Below are 16,833 nucleotides of genomic sequence, written 5' to 3' on the forward strand. Positions count from 1 at the left end.
CTAACTTATCGACATGGAGACAGCCGAGGCCCCTCGGCCCGCGGCTTCGGGCCCTTCGGCCCTGTCGGCCGCGTGCTCGCGGCGTCAGCGGGTCAGGAGGAGATCCGTTCCGGAACCCGCCGGCCGTCGGCCAGCGGGTTGGGCAGCGGCAGGTAGCGCGCATCGGCGCCGTCCGCGCCGGTCCAGCGCAGCAGCAGGTTGGTCTTGCCGGGAAGGGTGGGCGAGGTGAGCAGGGCGGCCGACTCGGGGAGCCCGGGGCGGGTGAGCGCGCGGCGGGCGGCGGGCCAGGGGTCGAGGCCGGGGTGGTGTTCCACGAGGGCGGCGGCGACCTCGGTGAGGTGGTTGACGACCAGGCAGTACACCAGCCGTTCCCAGCCGGCCGCCCGGTCCGTCCCGGGCAGCAGTTTCACGCCCTCGGCGTCCCGGAACAGGGCCTGCACCGGCGTACCGGAGGCGTCGACGGCGACCAGCGTGTTCTGCAGGTGCGCCTCCAGGACGACGCCGTGGTCGGCGAAGGCGGCCAGGGCCGGGGGGACGACGGCGGCCAGGTACGCCTCCCACCAGGCGGCCGGGTCGGCCGCGTGCGGCAGCGGGCTGCCCGCGAAGCCCTCCACGAGACCGGCGGCGAGCAGCGGGGTGGCGCCCGGCAGGAGGTGGCCGCGCAGCCCGTCGCGGACCAGGACGGCCAGTTCCTCGTAGGCGAAGCGGGCGGTGCGGTAGCCGCGGTCGCCGATCCAGGCGGCCGGTCCCGGGAGCGCCGCGAAGGCGGCCGTCACCGCGCTGTCCGTGCCGCGCAGCCTGACCAGGTCGTGGCGCCACAGCCGCCGGATGTCGTTGGTGATGCGCACGTCGAGGCTGAACTTCAGGAAGAGGTCGGCTTCGGGGGCGTACAGAGTGCGGATCGCGGCCGTGGGCCAGGCGTCGAAGGAGGTCGTGCCGAGCCGGACCAGGCGGCCGTCGGCGAAGGCGTCGGCCAGGTCCACCAGGCCGAGCTGCCAGGGGTGGGCGGGCAGCAGCCGGTAGCCGGGCGGGGCGTCGCCGAGGGCGTCGAGCGCGGAGGTGTCGCCCTCCTCGACGACCGTGTCCGCGCGCACCCCGAGCAGCACCAGCGGGAAGCGGGCGTGCGCCTCGGGGGCGTACGGGAGCCAGGCGCCGGTCGGGCCGCCGCCGCGCGCCTTGGGGGCGGGGTGGTGGGGGTGGCCGGTGATGAGGGACTGCTCGGAGCGCAGGTAGGGGTCCGCGGGCGACGTCGCCCGGGCGCGCGCGGCGAGCAGCGCGGCCACCGCGTCCCGGCTGTCGATCATCTCGGCGGGCAGTTCGTGGTTGGACCGGCCGGTGTGCCGGCGCAGTTCCTCCGCGACGAGCTTGACCAGTTCGGCGTGGCCGATGCGGTGCCAGCGGCCTCCCGCGTACAGCTCGGGCTCGGTGGGCCGCCGGGTGCCGCGGACGCGCAGCAGCCGGTCCACTCCGGGCAGCCGGTACACGCCGGGTTCCGGGAGGGGGTGCGCCACCTCGCGCAGCAGGCAGTTGAGGAGCGGTGCCGCCGCGTACGCGTCGGCGCGTTCCATGACGTCGTCACCGCCGGACGGGGGCATGAGGTCCACGCGTTCCATTCGTTCCCTGGAGGTCCGTTCCGGGCCGGGACGATCAGTATGTATGCGTCAGCCCTGGACCGTGACGCCCTACAGGTACCCGAGGAGCCCGCCCGTGCACCGTCCCCACCCCGTCGAGGCCCGGGTCGCCGGCGAGCTCGCGGCCGTGCGCCCCGGCCTGCTGCCGCGCTACGAGGCCGAGCTGCCGGGCGCCCGGGCGGCCGTGCTGACCCGGCTGTGGCGGGCGCTGTGCCACGAGCCGCTGCCGTGGATCACCGGCCGCGCGCCGGACGGCGAGGGCCTGACCCTGCGCCTCCGGGACGGCCGCAGACTGCACGGGCCGGCCGCCGACCCGTACGCCACCGCCGGGTACGTCACCGAGGTCCGCCTCGACGGCACGCCGTACGCGCATCCGGCCCTGCTGATGGCCGCGCTCGCGGTGGAGCACGGCGACGGCTTCGCGGCCGAGCTGGCGCACAGCGTGGCCTCATCGGCGCTGTCGCGGGCGGACGCCCGGTCGTCGGCGGACGCCCCACCGCACGCTGACCGTGAACCCCGCCCGGAGGGGTGGCCGGTCACGGGCTGGGAGTGGGAGCAGCGGGTGGTGGACGGGCATCCCTACCACCCCAACTGCCGTGCCAGGCCGGGTTTCTCGGTGGCCGAGCAGTTGGCCTACGGGCCCGAGCACCGGCCGCTGGTGACGCTCGGGGTGCTGCCGGCACCGGTGGACGAGTGCCTGGTGACCGGGGCGTGGCCCGCCGAACTCCGCGACGGGTCAGCGCTGTTGCTGCCGGTCCACCCGTGGCAGGCGGAGCATGTGTTGCGGCGGACGGGCGAGGCGTGGGCCGCCGGGCATCCGCTGATGTCCCTGCGCACCCTCGCGGTGCCCGGCGGCCGTCACGTCAAGACCGCGCTGAGCGCCCGGCTCACGTCGTCGGTGCGGGACATCTCCGTCCGCTCGGTCGCCCTGTCGGCGACCCTGTCGGCGTTCGCGGAGGCGCTGGCGGCGCGCACCGACGGCCTGCTGCACGTCACCCGCACACTGGGCGCGGCGGCCGGTTCGCCCGATCTCGCGGCGGTGCTGCGGGAGTCGCCGGACCTGTACGCGGCGGGCAGCGGTGAGCGGGTGGTGCCGGTTGCCGCGCTGCCGGACACCGGGCTGACGGACTCCCCCGCCTGGCTCGCCGCCTTCGCGCGCCTCGCGCTCACGGTGGGGCTGCGTCTGCTGGACCTCGGCGTCGCCCTGGAGGCGCACGGCCAGAACCTGCTGGTCGTGCTGTCCGCCACCGGCGCCCCGCTGCGGCTGGTCTACCGCGACCTCGCCGACATCCGCGTCGGCCCGGCCCGGCTCGCCCGGCACGGCATCCCGCTCCCGGAGCTGACCGGTCGGAACGTCACCGACGACGAAACGGCCCTGCGGCGCAAGCTGTTCGGCTCGCTGGTGGCGGGCGCGCTGGCGAGCACGGCGGGCTCGGCGGCCGCCCTGCACGGGGCGCTCCAGGCGGTCGTGGGGGACCTGCCGCGCACCCCCGACCTGGCCGCGCTGCGCGACGAGCCGCTGCCGGCGAAGGCCCTGACGCTGATGCGGCTGTCGCCGTCGGCCGACGGTGACCAGTGGACCGCGCTGCCCAACCCCCTTCGGCAGGGTCCCGTTTTGGAGCCGGACACCCTGGATCAATAGGATCCGCCGATGATCAGAACACAACGGCTGGCGGCAGGGGTCTGCGCCCTGCTGGCCGCCCTCACGGCCGGGTTGGCCTTCCCGGCCGCGGCGGCCGCCGGCGAACCCACGGGCGAGAACGCCCCGAAGGTCGACCTCGTCCTCGACGTCAGCGGTTCCATGCGGACCCGGGACATCGACGGCGGCACCCGGATGGCCGCCGCGAAGCAGGCGTTCAACGAGGTGCTGGACGCGACGCCCGAGGAGGTTCAGCTCGGCATCCGCACGCTCGGCGCCAACTACGCGGGCAACGACCAGAAGACGGGCTGCAAGGACACCGCGCAGCTCTACCCGGTCGGCCCGCTGGACCGCACCGAGGCGAAGACGGCGGTGGCGACGCTCTCGCCCACCGGCTGGACGCCGATCGGTCCCGCCCTGCTCAAGGCGGCCGACGACCTGGGCACCGACGTCGGTTCGAAGCGGATCGTGCTGATCAGCGACGGCGAGGACACCTGCGCCCCGCTGGACCCGTGCGAGGTGGCCCGCGAGATAGCCGCCAAGGGCATCGGGCTGACCATCGACACCCTCGGCCTGGTCCCGAACACCAAGCTGCGCAAGCAGTTGAGCTGCATCGCGGAGGCGACCGGCGGCACGTACACCTCGGTCGAGCACACCGACGAACTCACCGACAAGGTCAACCAGTTGGTGGACCGGGCGGCCGATCCGGTGGTCACCCCGGTCGCCACCGAGGGTGCGGACGCCTGCACGCAGGCGCCGGCGCTGAAGTCGGGCCTGTACACCGACCGCGAGGAGTTCGGGCAGCAGCGCTGGTACAAGGTGGACGTCGAGCCGGGCAAGGAGCTGCGCGCCTCGGTGAGCGTGGCCGCCGACCGCGCCGTCAACCCCGACTACGGGGTGCTGCTGCGGGCGGTCACCGTGCACGGGCGCGAGATCGTGCGCGGGGAGGCCGCGGGCGACGGCCGTACGGACGTGATCTCGACGGGGCTGCGCTACCCGAAGGCGGAGAGCGACGACGACGAGGCCGCGGCGGAGACCGTCTGCCTCCAGGTCACCAACAGCTTCTCGGCGGCCTCCGGGGTGAAGGCCACGCCCGGCATGCCGCTGGAGCTGACCGTGGACGTGGTGGACGGGCCGGGCACCTCCCGTGACGTGGCCGCGTTCGGCCTCGGGCGGGGCTGGTGGCTGCTCGGTGTGCTGATCCTGACCGGCTTCCTGGCCGGCGTGCTGTGGGGCTGGCTGTCGCGCTGGCGGGTCGCGGTCTGGAGGACCAACTGATGCGGATCACACGTGTGCTGAGCGCGGCCCTGCTGACGCTGGGCCTGGCCGCCGCGCCCGCGGCCGCCGACTCCTCGCCGTCGCCGTCGTCTTCGGCGGACGGTGACGCGCCCACCTCGGCCGGCACCTCCTTCCGCACGGCGGCCGAGATCGACCAGGGCCAGGAGGCCACGGCGAGCGGTTCCACCGGCGACTACCTGTACTGGTCGTTCCCGGCCGACGAGGGCCAGCGCCCCACCGTCGAGGCGACGGTGAAGCTGCCCGATTCGCACGCGGACCAGACCTGGCAGATCGACGTCTACGACGGCCTGCGCCGCCGCCAGGCCTGCCAGTACGGCGCCCAGACGCGCACCGCCGCCCAGGGCGCGTCCTCCGTCGAACTGGCCTGCACACTGCGGACCGTGCGCGCCTGGTCCGAGCCGTGGGCGAACGACCCGCTGCCGGGTACGTACTACGTCCGGCTGACGGCGGTGAAGCTCGCGACGGCCGACCTGGGCCTGCCGGTGACCACCTCGGTCCGGGCCGACTCCAAGGACATCGGCGGTGCGGCGGCCGTGGACGGCTCGCTGGGCAAGCCGCTGGTGCCGGGGATCGCCGTCACGTCCGCCCAGGACGACGAGGACACGAAGTCGTCCGCGGTGCTCTCCGCCATCGAGCCGGAGGACGGCTGGGCGTCCGGCTGGTGGTCCGACCGCTGGGTGTGGACCGGGATCGGCGGCATCCTGGCCGCGCTCGCCGGAATCGGCGGCTACGCCCTCACCCGCGGCTCGGGCCGCCCGTCACAGGTGCCCCCGGGCGCCTGACCGTCTCCGCGAAGTCCCGAACCCCGAAGGCCCGCCTGCCCGGCGGGCCTTCGCTCTTCTCCCGCCAGGGGCGGGGCCACGGGCGGGTCGCCTTCGCGGCCACGGCTCGCCGGCCGAGGACGTCGTCAGGGCAAAGTCGGCCGCTCCCGCCGCGCCGGCGGCTCCCCGCGCGGCACACCTCGCGCGCCGCCGGGGCCGGACTCCGCGCAGCCGGGACCGCATGACCCCCGCCCTCCCCCACCGCACCCGGGCCTTGCCGCGGCCGAGACCTCCGGCGCGCGGCGGCCGGGTGGCGTCACCGGAAAAGCGCCGCCCTTCCGTCCCCTCACCCTCGCGGCGGACGGCTCCCGGCGGCAGCGGCAGCGGCGCGCGCCGGAGCCGCCGGTCCCGCAGCACGCCGGAGCCCGCCGCTCACGCCTCGCGCAGCGCCTTCGCCAGGGTGCCGTCGCCGGTCACCTGTATCCGGCCGGCGCGCACCGCCTCCGTCAGCGTCAGGTCGGCCCGGCCGACCGCCGTGCAGGTGTCCACGTCCATGGCCAGCCGGGCGTCGGGTTCGACCGGGGCCGGTCCCTCACGGTAGGCGGGGCCTTCGTCGCCGCCGACGTACAGGTGGAACTGGCCCTCCTCCAGACGGACTTCGACGATCCCCTCGCCCTCCAGCGTCCGCAGCAGCGGCAGCGCGAACCAGTGCGCGCGCACCGCGTCGGTGGGCCGCCGCTCGCCCAGTTCCGCCTGCCCCCACTCCCCCAGCGCCTGCAGCACCGGCAGCAACTCGCTTCCGCGGTCGGTGAGTTCGTACACGTAGGCGGAGGCGGGCGGGGGCAGCCGGCGCCTCGTGGTCAGGCCGTCGCGCTCCATGTCCTTCAGTCGCGAGGCGAGTACGTCCGTGCTCACGCCCGGCAGGTCCGCGTGCAGGTCCGTGTACCGGCGGGGTCCGGCCAGGAGTTCGCGGACGATCAGCAGGGTCCAGCGGTCGCCGACGAGGTCGAGGGCGCGGGCGGCGGAGCAGTACTGGTCGTAGCTTCGGCGAGGTGACATGCGACGCAGTCTAGACATGTTGTTGGACTTTCCAAGCGTCCACTTGGTAAAACCAAGCAGAACCAGTCAGCAGAGGGGAAGCGGCGCATGGAGTTCCGGCAGTCGAACAAGCTCAGCGAGGTCTGCTACGAGATCCGCGGCCCGGTGATAGAGCACGCCAACGCGCTGGAGGAGGCGGGGCACAGCGTGCTGCGCCTGAACACCGGCAACCCGGCGCTGTTCGGCTTCGAGGCCCCGGAGGAGATCCTCCAGGACATGATCCGGATGCTGCCGCAGGCCCACGGCTACACGGACTCCCGCGGCGTCCTCTCCGCCCGCCGGGCCGTCGCCCAGCGCTACCAGACCCTCGGCCTGGAGGTCGACGTCGACGACGTCTTCCTCGGCAACGGCGTCTCCGAGCTGGTGTCGATGGCCGTGCAGGCACTGCTGGAGGACGGCGACGAAGTCCTCATCCCCGCCCCGGACTTCCCCCTCTGGACGGCCGTGACGACCCTCGCGGGCGGCAAGGCGGTGCACTACCTCTGCGACGAGCAGGCCGACTGGTACCCGGACCTGGACGACATGGCGGCGAAGATCACCAGCCGCACCAAGGCCGTCGTCATCATCAACCCCAACAACCCCACCGGCGCCGTCTACCCGAAGGAGATCGTCGAGGGCATCCTCGACCTCGCCCGCCGCCACGGGCTGATGGTGTTCGCCGACGAGATCTACGACCAGATCCTGTACGACGACGCCGTGCACCACTCGGCCGCCGCGCTCGCCCCCGATCTGGTGGTCCTCACCTTCTGCGGTCTGTCGAAGACGTACCGGGTGGCCGGCTTCCGCTCCGGGTGGGTGGTCGTCACCGGCCCCAAGCAGCACGCCAAGGACTACCTGGAGGGCCTGACCATGCTGGCCTCCATGCGACTGTGCGCCAACGCGCCCGCCCAGTACGCCATCCAGGCCGCGTTGGGCGGCCGCCAGTCCATCCGGGAGCTGACCGCGCCGGGCGGGCGGCTGCACGAACAGCGCGACGTGGCCTGGGAGAAGCTCAACGAGATCCCGGGCGTGTCCTGCGTGAAGCCGAAGGGCGCGCTGTACGCGTTCCCGCGCCTGGACCCCAAGGTCCACAAGATCCACGACGACGAGAAGTTCGTCCTGGACCTCCTGCTGCGCGAGAAGATCCAGGTCGTGCAGGGCACCGGCTTCAACTGGCCGGCCCCGGACCACTTCCGCATCCTCACCCTGCCGCACGCCGAGTCCCTGGAAGCCGCCATCGGCCGCATCGGACGGTTTCTCGGCGGCTATCGCCAGTAGCGGCCCCTCGCCTGGCCTCACCTGCCTCAACACTGACGGGGGCGTTGTCGGTCCCGCGTCGTAGCCTTCGGAGCAGGCCGAGCGAGGCCCGCGGCCGTAGCGGCCGCCGCACGGGAAGGAGGACGCCGTGACACGACCGCCGACCGCTGCTCAGCAGCGGGTGATCGAGGGCGCCGATCCCGTCACCGGCCGGCTGCGGGGGACCGAGGCGCAGCTCGCGGCGCTGGTGAAGCGGGGGCTCGCGTTCCGGCACCCGCGGCCGCCGCACGACCACTTCCTGACGCCGGCCGGGCACCGGCTGCGGGAGGCGCCTGCCGAGGACGCTGCGACGGCGGCCCCGGCCTCGGCGGACACCGGCGTGTTCGCGGCGCGGGTCGGCGGGGAGGCGGAGCCGCCGCCCGCCGGACCGGCCCGGGTCCGCGAGGTGCAAAGCGCCTGGCAGGGGCTGCTGGAGCTGCGCCGGATGACCAATCCGGACGGCGCCGCCGACCGGCCGTGCGGCTGGGAGCGCACCCATCTGGTGCGGGCCGCCGCGCTCGCCCTGGAGGCGGCCGGCCACCGCCCGGCCGGACCGGACCCGGCCGGCTACCGGGTGCGCGGGACGCCGCAGCCGGAGGCGGTCGCCGTGCACGAGCCGGACCCGGAGGCGCTGCGGGCCTGCGCGGCCACCCTGGAGCGGGCGGGCTGGCAGGTCGGCGAGCACACCGAACCCCGCACGCGTGAGCGCTATCTGCTGGCATCGCCCCGCCGTACGTGATGGACTCGGCATCCCTGCCGTGGACGACGCAGACTGAGCTGCGGCTCGGCCCTGCTCCTCCGCGCGGCTACTGTGCTGCCGGCAGCTCGTTCACCGACGAGGGGGTTGAGGTCGTGCCGACCGCTTCGCACCCGCCGTAGGTACCTCTGGAGAGCCCAGAGGGCCCTACGGAGGCTCTCGATGTCCAGGACTGTCCGCACGACTCCCCGGCGACTCCGCGTCCGAGACGGCGCGTCGGAGTCCATGTCCCTGTACGACCTGCGCTACACACACGCCGAATCGGCCCAGGCCGCCCGCGAAGGCCGTCGCCCCGCTCCGACGAAGACACTGCGCCGGATCACCTCCTGGCAGCCGATGGTGCTCGACTGCAGAAAGGGCTCGTTCTCCGCCGAGATCGCCACGGCTGAACGTCGCGCCCGGCTCCAAGGTCGGCTCGAAGCCCAGCGGGTCCGCGGACTGCACCACGCCGGCCACGACCTTGCCGACGCGGACATCCCTCCGGTCCGCCACCGTCACGGCGAACTCTGGCATGCGTGGTAGGCACGAAGCAGCCAGGAGAGGTCGGCGAGCACACCGAACCCCGCACGCGTGAGCGCTGTCTGCCGGCATCGCCCCGCCGTACGTGACGGACATGCCAAGATCGGCGGGCAGGTCAACGCATGCGAAAGCGAACGCGAGAGGGGAACGCAATGAGCGAGCCGTTTGCCGTCCCGGTGACCGTCCGCGGGTACGAGACCGACGTGCAGGGCCACCTCAACCAGGCCGTCTACATCAACTACGCCGAGCACGCCCGCTGGTCGATGCTGCAGTCGGCCGGGATCAGCCAGGCGGGCCTGATCTCCCGGGGCGTGGGACCGGTGGCGCTGGAGACCACCATCCGCTACCAGCGGGAGCTGCTGGCCGGCGAGGAGGTCGAGGTGACGTGTGCCTTCGACTGGAGCGGGGGCAAGACGTTCCGCATCGAGCAGACCATCCGCAAGAAGGACGGCACGGTGGCCGCCGAGATCACCGCGGTGGGCGGCCTGCTGGATCTCCAGGAGCGTCGGCTGATCACCGAACCGCAGAAGATCTTCGAGGAACTGGCTTCGGACCCCAGCCTGTTCGGCATCTGACCGCTGCCCCGGCCGTCCACCGGCCGCCTACGCGTCGAGCGGCCCAGGCCGGTGCTCGGCGTCGTAGGCGGCGCGGGACTCGGCGATGTAGACACGGTTGTGCTCGGCCCACTCGGTGAGGCGCTGCAGGGTCTCGTGCAAGTCCCGCGCCACAGGAGTGAGTTGGTACTCGACCTTCGGCGGAACCGTCGGGTGGACGGTGCGGGTGACGAGACCGTCGCGCTCCAGGTTGCGCAGGGTGAGCGTCAGCATGCGGCGGCTGATGCCCTCGATGCTGCGCTCCAGCTCGGTGAAGCGGATCGGTCCGTGCGCGGCGGCCACCAGGATCTGCACGCTCCATTTGCCCGCGACCCTGTCGATCACCTCACGGACCGGGCACGCGGCCGCGTTCACGACCTGCGAGGTAACACCGGTGTTCCTCTGGGACATCGAACTGCCTCCTTACGGCGTCCCCCATGGTCACTCATGATGTACCCCGTTACAAGTCGTGCACCTAGCGAGGTGCGTCCAGCGGGGAGGCTCGGGAACCCATGTCGGTCACGGTCACGAAATCTTCGGCGGAGGCACCGCCGCGCACCTACTCCCGTCGGGCGTCTCTGGTCGTGCTGTGCGCGGGGATACTGATGACGGTCCTGGACGGGAACGTCGTGACGGTCGCCATGCCGGCCGTGCAGAGCGACCTCGGCTTCTCCGCACCGGGGCTCGCCTGGGTCGTCAACGCCTACCTGATCCCCTTCGGCGGGCTGCTGTTGCTGGCGGGCCGGCTCGGCGACCTGGTGGGCCGCAAGCGGATGTTCGTCGCGGGTCTCGCCGTGTTCACCGCGGCGTCCGTGGCGTGCGGCCTCGCGACCGGCCGGGGCGCGCTGATCGCGGCACGCGCCGTGCAGGGCGTCGGCGGGGCGATGACCTCGGCGGTGGTGCTCGGCATGCTGGTGGCACTGTTCCCCGAGCCGCGCGAACAGGCGCGTGCCATCGCCGCGTTCAGCGCGGTCGGCGCGGCGGGCGGTGCGCTGGGCACGTTCCTCGGCGGTGCGCTCACGCAGGCGCTGAACTGGCACTGGATCTTCCTGATCAACCTGCCCGTCGGCGCACTCGCGCTGCTCGCGGCCGTCCGTGTCCTCGCCCCGGAGCGCGGGGCCGGTCTCGGCGGAGGCGCCGACTACCCGGGGGCGGTGCTCGTCACCGGGGCGCTGATGCTGACGGTGTACGCGATCGTCGGCTCCGGCGACCGCGGGCCGGCCGCGACCGGGCTGCTCGCGGTCGTCGCGCTGCTGCTGTTCGCCGCGTTCACCGTCCGGCAGGCGCGGGCCGCACGCCCCCTGCTGCGGCTGCGTCTGCTGCGCTCCCGCCTGCTCAGCGGCGCGAACGCCGTGCAGATCCTGATGATCGCGACGATGTACGGCTTCCAGTTCATCGGCGCGCTGTACCTGCAACGCGTGCTGGGCTACGACGAGTTGCTCACCGGTACGGCGTTCCTGCCCGCCCCGGTGGCGATCGGCGTGCTGATGCTGGGCCTGTCGGCGCGCACCGTCGGCCGGTTCGGAGCCCACCGGGTGCTGCTGGCCGGGCTGGTGCTGATCGTCGGCGGTATGGCGCTGCTGGCCCGGGCGCCCGTCGACGGGTCGTACGTCGCCGACGTGCTGCCGCCGCTGCTGCTGCTCGCGGCCGGGTTCGCCGCCGCCATGCCGGCGCTGACCGGGCTCGCCATGTCGGGGGCGCGGGAGGAGGACGCGGGGCTGGCGTCCGGGCTGTTCAACACCACGCAGGTGGTGGGCGGTTCGCTGGGGCTCGCGGTGCTGTCGGTGCTGGCCGCCCACCGCACCGACGGCCTGCTCGCCCGCGGCGCCGGGACGGTCGCCGCGACGGCGGCCGGTTACCGGCTGGCCTTCGTCACGGGCGCGGCGATCGCGGCGGCGGCCCTGGCGCTGGCGGCGACCGTGCTCCGGCCCCGGCGGAGCTGACACCCGGGCGGGACAGCGGGGCGGCGGTCCTGGATTTTCGGATGCGCGCCGGGTCCGCGGGGTGCGATGCTCCGTGCTCATGTCCGCACGACGTATCAAGCCGAGCCTGTACATCTCCGTCGACATCGAGGCCGACGGGCCGATCCCCGGGCCGTACTCCATGCTGAGCCTGGGCGCCGCGGTCGCCGGGACGCAGGACGCCGACGGTTTCACCGCCGCCGACCCGGAGCGGCAGACCTTCTACCGCGAACTGCGTCCGATCAGCGACGAGTTCGTGCCGGAGGCGCTGGCCGTCAGCGGCCTCGACCGGGAGCGGCTGGCCATCGAAGGCGCCGAACCGGCCGTCGCGCTGGCCGAGTTCAGCGACTGGGTGCGCGAGGTGGCGGTGGGCGCGCAGCCGGTGATGGCGGGCTACCCGGCCTCGTACGACTGGACGTTCCTGTACTGGTACCTGATCCGCTTCACCGGGCAGAGCCCGTTCGGGCACTCCGGCTGCCTGGACATGAAGACGCTGTACGCGGCCAAGGCGGGCCTGCCGCTGCGGGCGGTGGCGAAGGGGACGATGCCGCGCGAGCTGCTGTCCCGGCGACGCCACACACACCACGCCCTGGACGACGCCATCGAGCAGGCGGAGCTGCTGGCCAATCTCCTGCGCTGGCCAGGGTGTCCGGAGCCGGGGCAGGGGCCTGCCTGACGGCGGCCGTCGGGTCACCCCGCGGCGGTGTCGGCCAGGCGGCGGGCCTCCTTCCGGGTGGCGCGTGCCACGGCGTCCTCGTCGACGTGCAGCAGGCGGCCGTTCTCCACGATCTGACGGCCGTTCACGAAGGAGGCGGTGACCGGTGCCGGCGCGCCGAGGACCAGCGCGGCGACCGGGTCGGCGATGGAGGCGTGGGCGACGGTGTCCAGCTTCCACAGCACCAGGTCGGCCAGCTTGCCGGGCTCCAGCGAGCCGATCTCGTGCGCCCGGCCGAGGACCCGGGCGCCGCCGTAGGTGCCCAGGCGCAGCGCCTGGCGGGTGGTGAGCGCGGCCTCGCGGTGAGGGCCGAGGCGGTTGAGCAGGAGGGCGTTGCGCAGTTCGGTGTGGAGTTCGCCGGACTCGTTCGACGCCGTGCCGTCGACGCCGAGGCCGACCGGGACGCCGGCCGCCAGCATGTCGGGGACGCGGGCGATCCCGGCGGCCAGCCGGGCGTTGGACGACGGGCAGTGGGCGACGCCGGTCCGGGTGCGGGCGAAGGCGGCGATGTCGGAGTCGTTCATGTGGACGCAGTGCGCCATCCACACGTCCTCTCCCAGCCAGCCGGTGGACTCGAAGTAGTCGGTCGGGCCCATGCCGAACAGCTGGTGGCAGAACTTCTCCTCCTCCACCGTCTCCGAGCCGTGGGTATGCAGCCGCACCCCGAGCCGGCGCGCCAACTCCGCCCCTTGGGCGAGGAGTTCGGTGGTGACGGAGAAGGGCGAGCAGGGCGCGACGGCGACCTGGGTGAGCGCGCCGAAGGAGGCGTCGTGGTGTGCGCGGACCGTCTCCTCGGTCGCGGCGAGCGCGCCCTCCAGCGTCTCGACGGCGAAGTCCGGGGGCAGGCCGCCGTCCTTCTCGCCGCGGTCCATGGAGCCGCGGGCGAGGGTGAAGCGGACGCCGGTCTCGCGGGCGGCGCGGACGATCGCGCCGGACAGGTCGCCGGAACCCTTCGGGAAGACGTAGTGGTGGTCCATGGCGGTGGTGACGCCGCCGCGGGCCATCACCGCCAGCGAGCCCTGCGCCGCCGCGTACACCATCGGCTCGTCGATGCGCGCCCACGTCGGGTACAGCGCGACCAGCCAGTCGAAGAGGTTGTGGTCCGTGGCCAGGCCGCGGGTGAGCCACTGGTAGAAGTGGTGATGGGTGTTGACCAGGCCCGGCGTCACGAGGTGGCCGGAGGCGTCGATGCGGCGCACGACGTCCCGCAGGCCCTCGGGGGCCCGGCCCGCGCCGAGCGACTCGACACGGTCGCCGGCGATGACGAGATGGCCGGAGGCGTACTCGGTGTCGTCGGCGTCCACGGTCGCGATCGAACAGTTCTCGATGACGATGCGCTGTGCCATCGTGCGGCTTCTCCTGTCATCCGTGTCCGCGCTCGGAGGTCTCAGAGGTTGGTGAGGTCCACCGGGATCCGTGCCTCGCAGCCGTCCCGCAGGACGGTGGCCTCGATCAGGCCGTAGGGGCGGTCGGCGGCGAAGTACACCTCGTTGTCGTTCTTCAGCCCGAACGGCTTCAGGTCGACGAGGAAGTGGTGCTTGTTCGGCAGCGAGAAGCGGATCTCGTCGATCTCGCCGCGGTGGTCGATGACGCGCGCGCCCATCCGGTAGAGCGTCTGCTGCAGCGAGAGCGAGTAGGTCTCCGCGAACGCCCGCAGGATGTGCTGCCTGGTCTGCGCGTACGACTCGTCCCAGTCGGGCGCCTGCTGCCCGTCGCCGCTCCAGTGGAACCGCCAGCGCGCGGAGACCTCGGTGGCCAGGACGCGGTCGTACGCCTCCGGCAGCGTCGTGTACTTGTCCTTGACGTAGCCCCAGAACTCGGAGTCGGTCGAGTTCAGCACGACGAGGTCCTTCAGGCCGGAGACGACCTCCCACGCCTCGCCGTCGTAGGTGACCTGCGCCAGCCGGACCTCCTGGCCCCGGCGCGCGAAGGAGTGCGCGCCCTCGCCCGCGTGTTCGATGCGGTCCCAGGCGTACTCCTCGACCCGGACGCGGGCCCGGTGGATGGACTCCTGCGAGGTCACGAAGTGGCGGGCGAGGTGGATGCCGAACTGCTCGGCGGACTCGATGCCGTGCTCCTTGGCGAACGCGTACACCGTGTTCTTGGTGGTGTCGGTCGGCAGGACGTTGGCGTTGGAGCCGGAGTAGTGGACCTCGCCCATGTCGCCGCTGAGCGACACCGACACGTTGAGGTCCTTGACGTGGTGGGTGGCGCCGTCCCGCGTGATCTTCACGACCCGGGTCTCGGCCTTGCCGTACTGGTTCTGTCCCAGGATGGGCATATCGCTAGCTCCCTCGGTAGACGGAGTAGCCGAACGGGCTGAGCAGCAGCGGCACGTGGTAGTGCTCTCCCGGCGCGACGGCGAAGGTGACGGACACCTCCGGGAAGAACACGGCGCCGCCGTCCCGGTTCGCGGGGGCGTCCTGCTGCGCATCGGCTTGTTTCTTCTCGGCCTGGTTCATCGCGGCCTGGTTCTTCTCCGAACGCTCGAGATACGCCTCCACGGCGAAGTCGAGCCGTACGTGGGTCGTCCCCTCCGGCGGGTCCGGGAGGTCCCGGCACCGGCCGTCGGCGTCGGTCACGGACCCGCCGACCGGCCGCCAGCCGGCGTCCCTGACATCCCGGACGTCCTGGGGGTCCTGGGCGGTCTCCTGGGCGTCCCGGGCGAGGAGCCGGACGGTGACGCCCGCGGCGGGGCGGCCGACGGAGGTGTCCAGGACGTGGGTGGACACGGAGGCGGTGGTACGTGTGCTCATGCTCAGGCGTCCCCTTCGACGAGTCGGGCCAGTCGGATGCGGTTGATCCTGCCCAGCTCGCCGCGGACGATCTCCCGTTCCCGCTCCGGCGGGTTGCCGATCCGCTCCCTGGCCGCGTCACGCATCTGCTCGGCGCTGCGGCCGGTGGCACAGATCAGGAAGACGTGGCCGAACCGTTCCTGGTAGGCCAGGTTCAGTTCCAGCATCTCCGCCCTCAGCTCCTCGGAGGCACCGGCCATGCCGCGCTGTTCGCGGGCGGAGGCCGCGTCGCCCGGCTTCGGGCGGCCGATCGGCGGGTGGCCGGCCATGGCCTCGGCGAGATCCGCGCCGGTCAGGGCGGCCGTGGCGGCGTCGTTGGCCGCGTACAGGTCGTCGGCGGTGGCGCAGGGGCGGGCGGCGAGCAACCGCCGCGCCCAGGCCGTGGCGGCGCACACCTCGCGGAGCGCGGCGAGGGCCGCCTGCTCGTCCAGGGCGTTGAACCGGGCCAGGCCCGGGGGCGGGGGTGTCGACGTCACGTGGGTGGCCTCCGTGGCGGTGAACGGCCGTCGTACCGAACGGACTGCCGTCAGCTAACGCCGCCCGGCGACACCACGTCAACACTTTGTTGAAAATTCCGGGTTACGAACCCCGTCAGCTCTCCTTCTGCCGGTTGAGATAGTTGTAGACGGTGAAGCGGCTGACCCCGAGGGCGCTCGCGACCGTCTCCACGCCGTGCCGCACGGAGAACGCACCGCGCGCCTCCAGGTTCCGGACGACCTCCTGCTTGGCCTTGCGGTCGAGGTCGGCCAGCGGCTTGCCCCGCTTGCGCTCCATGGCGGCCAGGATGTGGTCGAGCGAGTCGGCGAGCTGGGGCAGGCGTACGGCGACCACGTGGACGCCCTCCCAAGAGAGCACGACGTCGTCGGGGCCGGCCTCGTCGGGTGGGAGCATCTCCCCGCCCATGGCGTCGACCAGCGGCTTCACGGCGGTGATGAAGGACTCGCCCCCGGCGCCGGTCACTCCCCGGCCTCCCCGATCACGTTGACCTGGAGCGAGATCCGGGCGGCGCCGGCCTCCAGGGTCTTGCGCAGTACGGCGTCCAGGGCCGTCAGGACCGCGTCGGCGCCCCCTTCGGCGGTGTTGCCGAACGGTCCCACGTCCACGGAGTCCAGGTCGGCGGCCTCGATGACCTCGCGGGCGACCAGCGCGTGGCCGGGCGGCTCGTCGAGATCGAAGGGCTCGGTGGTGAACTCAACCCTCAGTCGCATCGCGCCCCACACCTCTCTGACCTGCGCGTCTGACGGCCCTCGCGGGGAGGGCGACCCGGACGGCACGGCGGGCGACGGGCGCGGGCGACATGCAGCGTGCGGCGGCAGCGGGGCCTCCGGCTTTCCGTGCGTCCAGGTCCGTACGGCCGTGCGTCGGCACGCCCGTGCGTCCGTCCGTACGGCCATGTGTCCGGACCCCGACCTTAGCCGACCGGGAGGGGCCGGCCTCCGGGTCCTGCCGGGTCCGCCGGGCAGGTCCTCGGCCTGTGGGCCGACGGCGTCCGCGTGCGTTCTCCCGTGGGACGCAGGAGCCTGAAGGCATGACAGCACATCCGACTGAGCATCCGCACATCGTGGTCCACGCTCCGGCCCTGGACGGATCCCGGCGGGTCACCGCGGGCCCGGAGACACTGGGCATCGCCACGCACGTCGACGACGTCAGCGAGATCCTGCGGCAGGCCGACCTGTACGTCACCGACGTGGAGGAGACGGACTTCATCGAGTGGCAGGGCGGCGGCCCGGAGGACTGGCCCGGCCTGTCGGAGCACCACGAGGCGTGAGCCGCGCGGCCGCGTCCCGGCA

Annotated in this window: 19 protein-coding genes; 10 read left to right on the forward strand and 9 right to left on the reverse strand. The window is 73.2% G+C overall.

Going from position 1 to position 16,833, the window contains the following annotated elements; all coding sequences use genetic code 11:
- Positions 1–92 precede the first annotated feature (92 nt).
- Entirely contained in the window at positions 93–1,613 is a 1,521-nt protein-coding gene (locus ACZ5GT_RS16235; protein ID WP_469022739.1) for an IucA/IucC family protein, read from the reverse strand.
- 94 nt (positions 1,614–1,707) lie between these two features.
- Between ACZ5GT_RS16235 and ACZ5GT_RS16240 the strand changes: the two genes are divergently transcribed.
- From ACZ5GT_RS16240 to ACZ5GT_RS16250, 3 genes are read left to right on the forward strand one after another with little or no spacing between them, the layout of a single operon-like run.
- Entirely contained in the window at positions 1,708–3,273 is a 1,566-nt protein-coding gene (locus ACZ5GT_RS16240; protein ID WP_469022742.1) for an IucA/IucC family protein, read from the forward strand.
- A 9-nt stretch (positions 3,274–3,282) separates the two neighbouring features.
- Complete coding sequence (locus ACZ5GT_RS16245; protein ID WP_469022745.1) at positions 3,283–4,548, forward strand: VWA domain-containing protein; 1,266 nt, start codon at positions 3,283–3,285, stop codon at positions 4,546–4,548.
- Positions 4,548–5,351, forward strand: coding sequence for a hypothetical protein (locus ACZ5GT_RS16250; RefSeq protein ID WP_469022749.1), 804 nt, complete (start codon positions 4,548–4,550; stop codon positions 5,349–5,351). The genes ACZ5GT_RS16245 and ACZ5GT_RS16250 overlap by 1 nt, the downstream gene beginning before the upstream one ends.
- A gap of 411 nt (positions 5,352–5,762) precedes the next feature.
- On the opposite strand, the gene ACZ5GT_RS16255 is transcribed toward ACZ5GT_RS16250, so the two are convergent.
- A complete protein-coding gene (locus ACZ5GT_RS16255) occupies positions 5,763–6,389 on the reverse strand; it encodes a winged helix-turn-helix transcriptional regulator (protein ID WP_469022751.1) in 627 nt (208 codons plus the stop codon).
- Between the two features lie 87 nt (positions 6,390–6,476).
- Here ACZ5GT_RS16255 and ACZ5GT_RS16260 point away from each other — a divergent pair, with 87 nt between their 5' ends.
- The 4 genes from ACZ5GT_RS16260 (at position 6,477) to ACZ5GT_RS16275 (ending at position 9,554) form a co-directional block, all read left to right on the forward strand.
- Entirely contained in the window at positions 6,477–7,685 is a 1,209-nt protein-coding gene (locus tag ACZ5GT_RS16260) for a pyridoxal phosphate-dependent aminotransferase (protein ID WP_469022755.1), read from the forward strand.
- Positions 7,686–7,812: 127 nt separating this feature from the next.
- Complete coding sequence (locus tag ACZ5GT_RS16265) at positions 7,813–8,442, forward strand: hypothetical protein (protein WP_469022758.1); 630 nt, start codon at positions 7,813–7,815, stop codon at positions 8,440–8,442.
- Between the two features lie 180 nt (positions 8,443–8,622).
- Positions 8,623–8,982 (forward strand): hypothetical protein, encoded by a 360-nt coding sequence (locus ACZ5GT_RS16270; RefSeq protein ID WP_469022761.1) that lies wholly within the window; start codon positions 8,623–8,625, stop codon positions 8,980–8,982.
- A 149-nt stretch (positions 8,983–9,131) separates the two neighbouring features.
- Positions 9,132–9,554, forward strand: coding sequence for an acyl-CoA thioesterase (locus ACZ5GT_RS16275; protein ID WP_469022766.1), 423 nt, complete (start codon positions 9,132–9,134; stop codon positions 9,552–9,554).
- Positions 9,555–9,581: 27 nt separating this feature from the next.
- On the opposite strand, the gene ACZ5GT_RS16280 is transcribed toward ACZ5GT_RS16275, so the two are convergent.
- On the reverse strand, positions 9,582–9,983 hold the full coding sequence (locus tag ACZ5GT_RS16280) for a winged helix-turn-helix transcriptional regulator (protein WP_469022769.1): 402 nt from the start codon (positions 9,981–9,983) through the stop codon (positions 9,582–9,584).
- Between the two features lie 101 nt (positions 9,984–10,084).
- Between ACZ5GT_RS16280 and ACZ5GT_RS16285 the strand changes: the two genes are divergently transcribed.
- A complete protein-coding gene (locus ACZ5GT_RS16285) occupies positions 10,085–11,515 on the forward strand; it encodes an MFS transporter (protein WP_469022772.1) in 1,431 nt (476 codons plus the stop codon).
- A 79-nt stretch (positions 11,516–11,594) separates the two neighbouring features.
- Positions 11,595–12,209: a 3'-5' exonuclease gene (locus ACZ5GT_RS16290; RefSeq protein ID WP_469022775.1), complete on the forward strand. Its 615-nt coding sequence runs from the start codon at positions 11,595–11,597 to the stop codon at positions 12,207–12,209.
- Positions 12,210–12,223: 14 nt separating this feature from the next.
- Here ACZ5GT_RS16290 and ACZ5GT_RS16295 read toward each other — a convergent pair whose 3' ends face one another.
- The 6 genes from ACZ5GT_RS16295 to ACZ5GT_RS16320 all read right to left on the reverse strand — a co-directional run bounded on the left by ACZ5GT_RS16295 (position 12,224) and on the right by ACZ5GT_RS16320 (position 16,251).
- Complete coding sequence (locus ACZ5GT_RS16295) at positions 12,224–13,594, reverse strand: 8-oxoguanine deaminase (protein WP_469022777.1); 1,371 nt, start codon at positions 13,592–13,594, stop codon at positions 12,224–12,226.
- A 41-nt stretch (positions 13,595–13,635) separates the two neighbouring features.
- Positions 13,636–14,529, reverse strand: a complete 894-nt coding sequence (pucL, locus tag ACZ5GT_RS16300) for a factor-independent urate hydroxylase (RefSeq protein WP_469022779.1) — start codon at positions 14,527–14,529, stop codon at positions 13,636–13,638.
- A gap of 4 nt (positions 14,530–14,533) precedes the next feature.
- Entirely contained in the window at positions 14,534–15,004 is a 471-nt protein-coding gene (locus tag ACZ5GT_RS16305) for a hydroxyisourate hydrolase (protein ID WP_469022783.1), read from the reverse strand.
- A gap of 2 nt (positions 15,005–15,006) precedes the next feature.
- Positions 15,007–15,519, reverse strand: a complete 513-nt coding sequence (uraD, locus tag ACZ5GT_RS16310) for a 2-oxo-4-hydroxy-4-carboxy-5-ureidoimidazoline decarboxylase (RefSeq protein ID WP_469022785.1) — start codon at positions 15,517–15,519, stop codon at positions 15,007–15,009.
- A gap of 115 nt (positions 15,520–15,634) precedes the next feature.
- Positions 15,635–16,003 (reverse strand): helix-turn-helix domain-containing protein, encoded by a 369-nt coding sequence (locus ACZ5GT_RS16315; protein WP_469022790.1) that lies wholly within the window; start codon positions 16,001–16,003, stop codon positions 15,635–15,637.
- The gene (locus tag ACZ5GT_RS16320) at positions 16,000–16,251 is read right to left on the reverse strand and encodes a YkoF family thiamine-binding protein (RefSeq protein ID WP_469022793.1); all 252 of its coding nucleotides are present in this window, start codon (positions 16,249–16,251) and stop codon (positions 16,000–16,002) included. Before ACZ5GT_RS16320 ends, ACZ5GT_RS16315 begins: the two co-directional genes overlap by 4 nt.
- Before the next feature lie 320 nt (positions 16,252–16,571).
- On the opposite strand from ACZ5GT_RS16320, the gene ACZ5GT_RS16325 reads away from it, so the two are divergent.
- Complete coding sequence (locus ACZ5GT_RS16325) at positions 16,572–16,811, forward strand: hypothetical protein (protein ID WP_469022796.1); 240 nt, start codon at positions 16,572–16,574, stop codon at positions 16,809–16,811.
- Positions 16,812–16,833 lie beyond the last annotated feature (22 nt).

The organism is Streptomyces sp. NPDC031340, assembly GCF_055569945.1.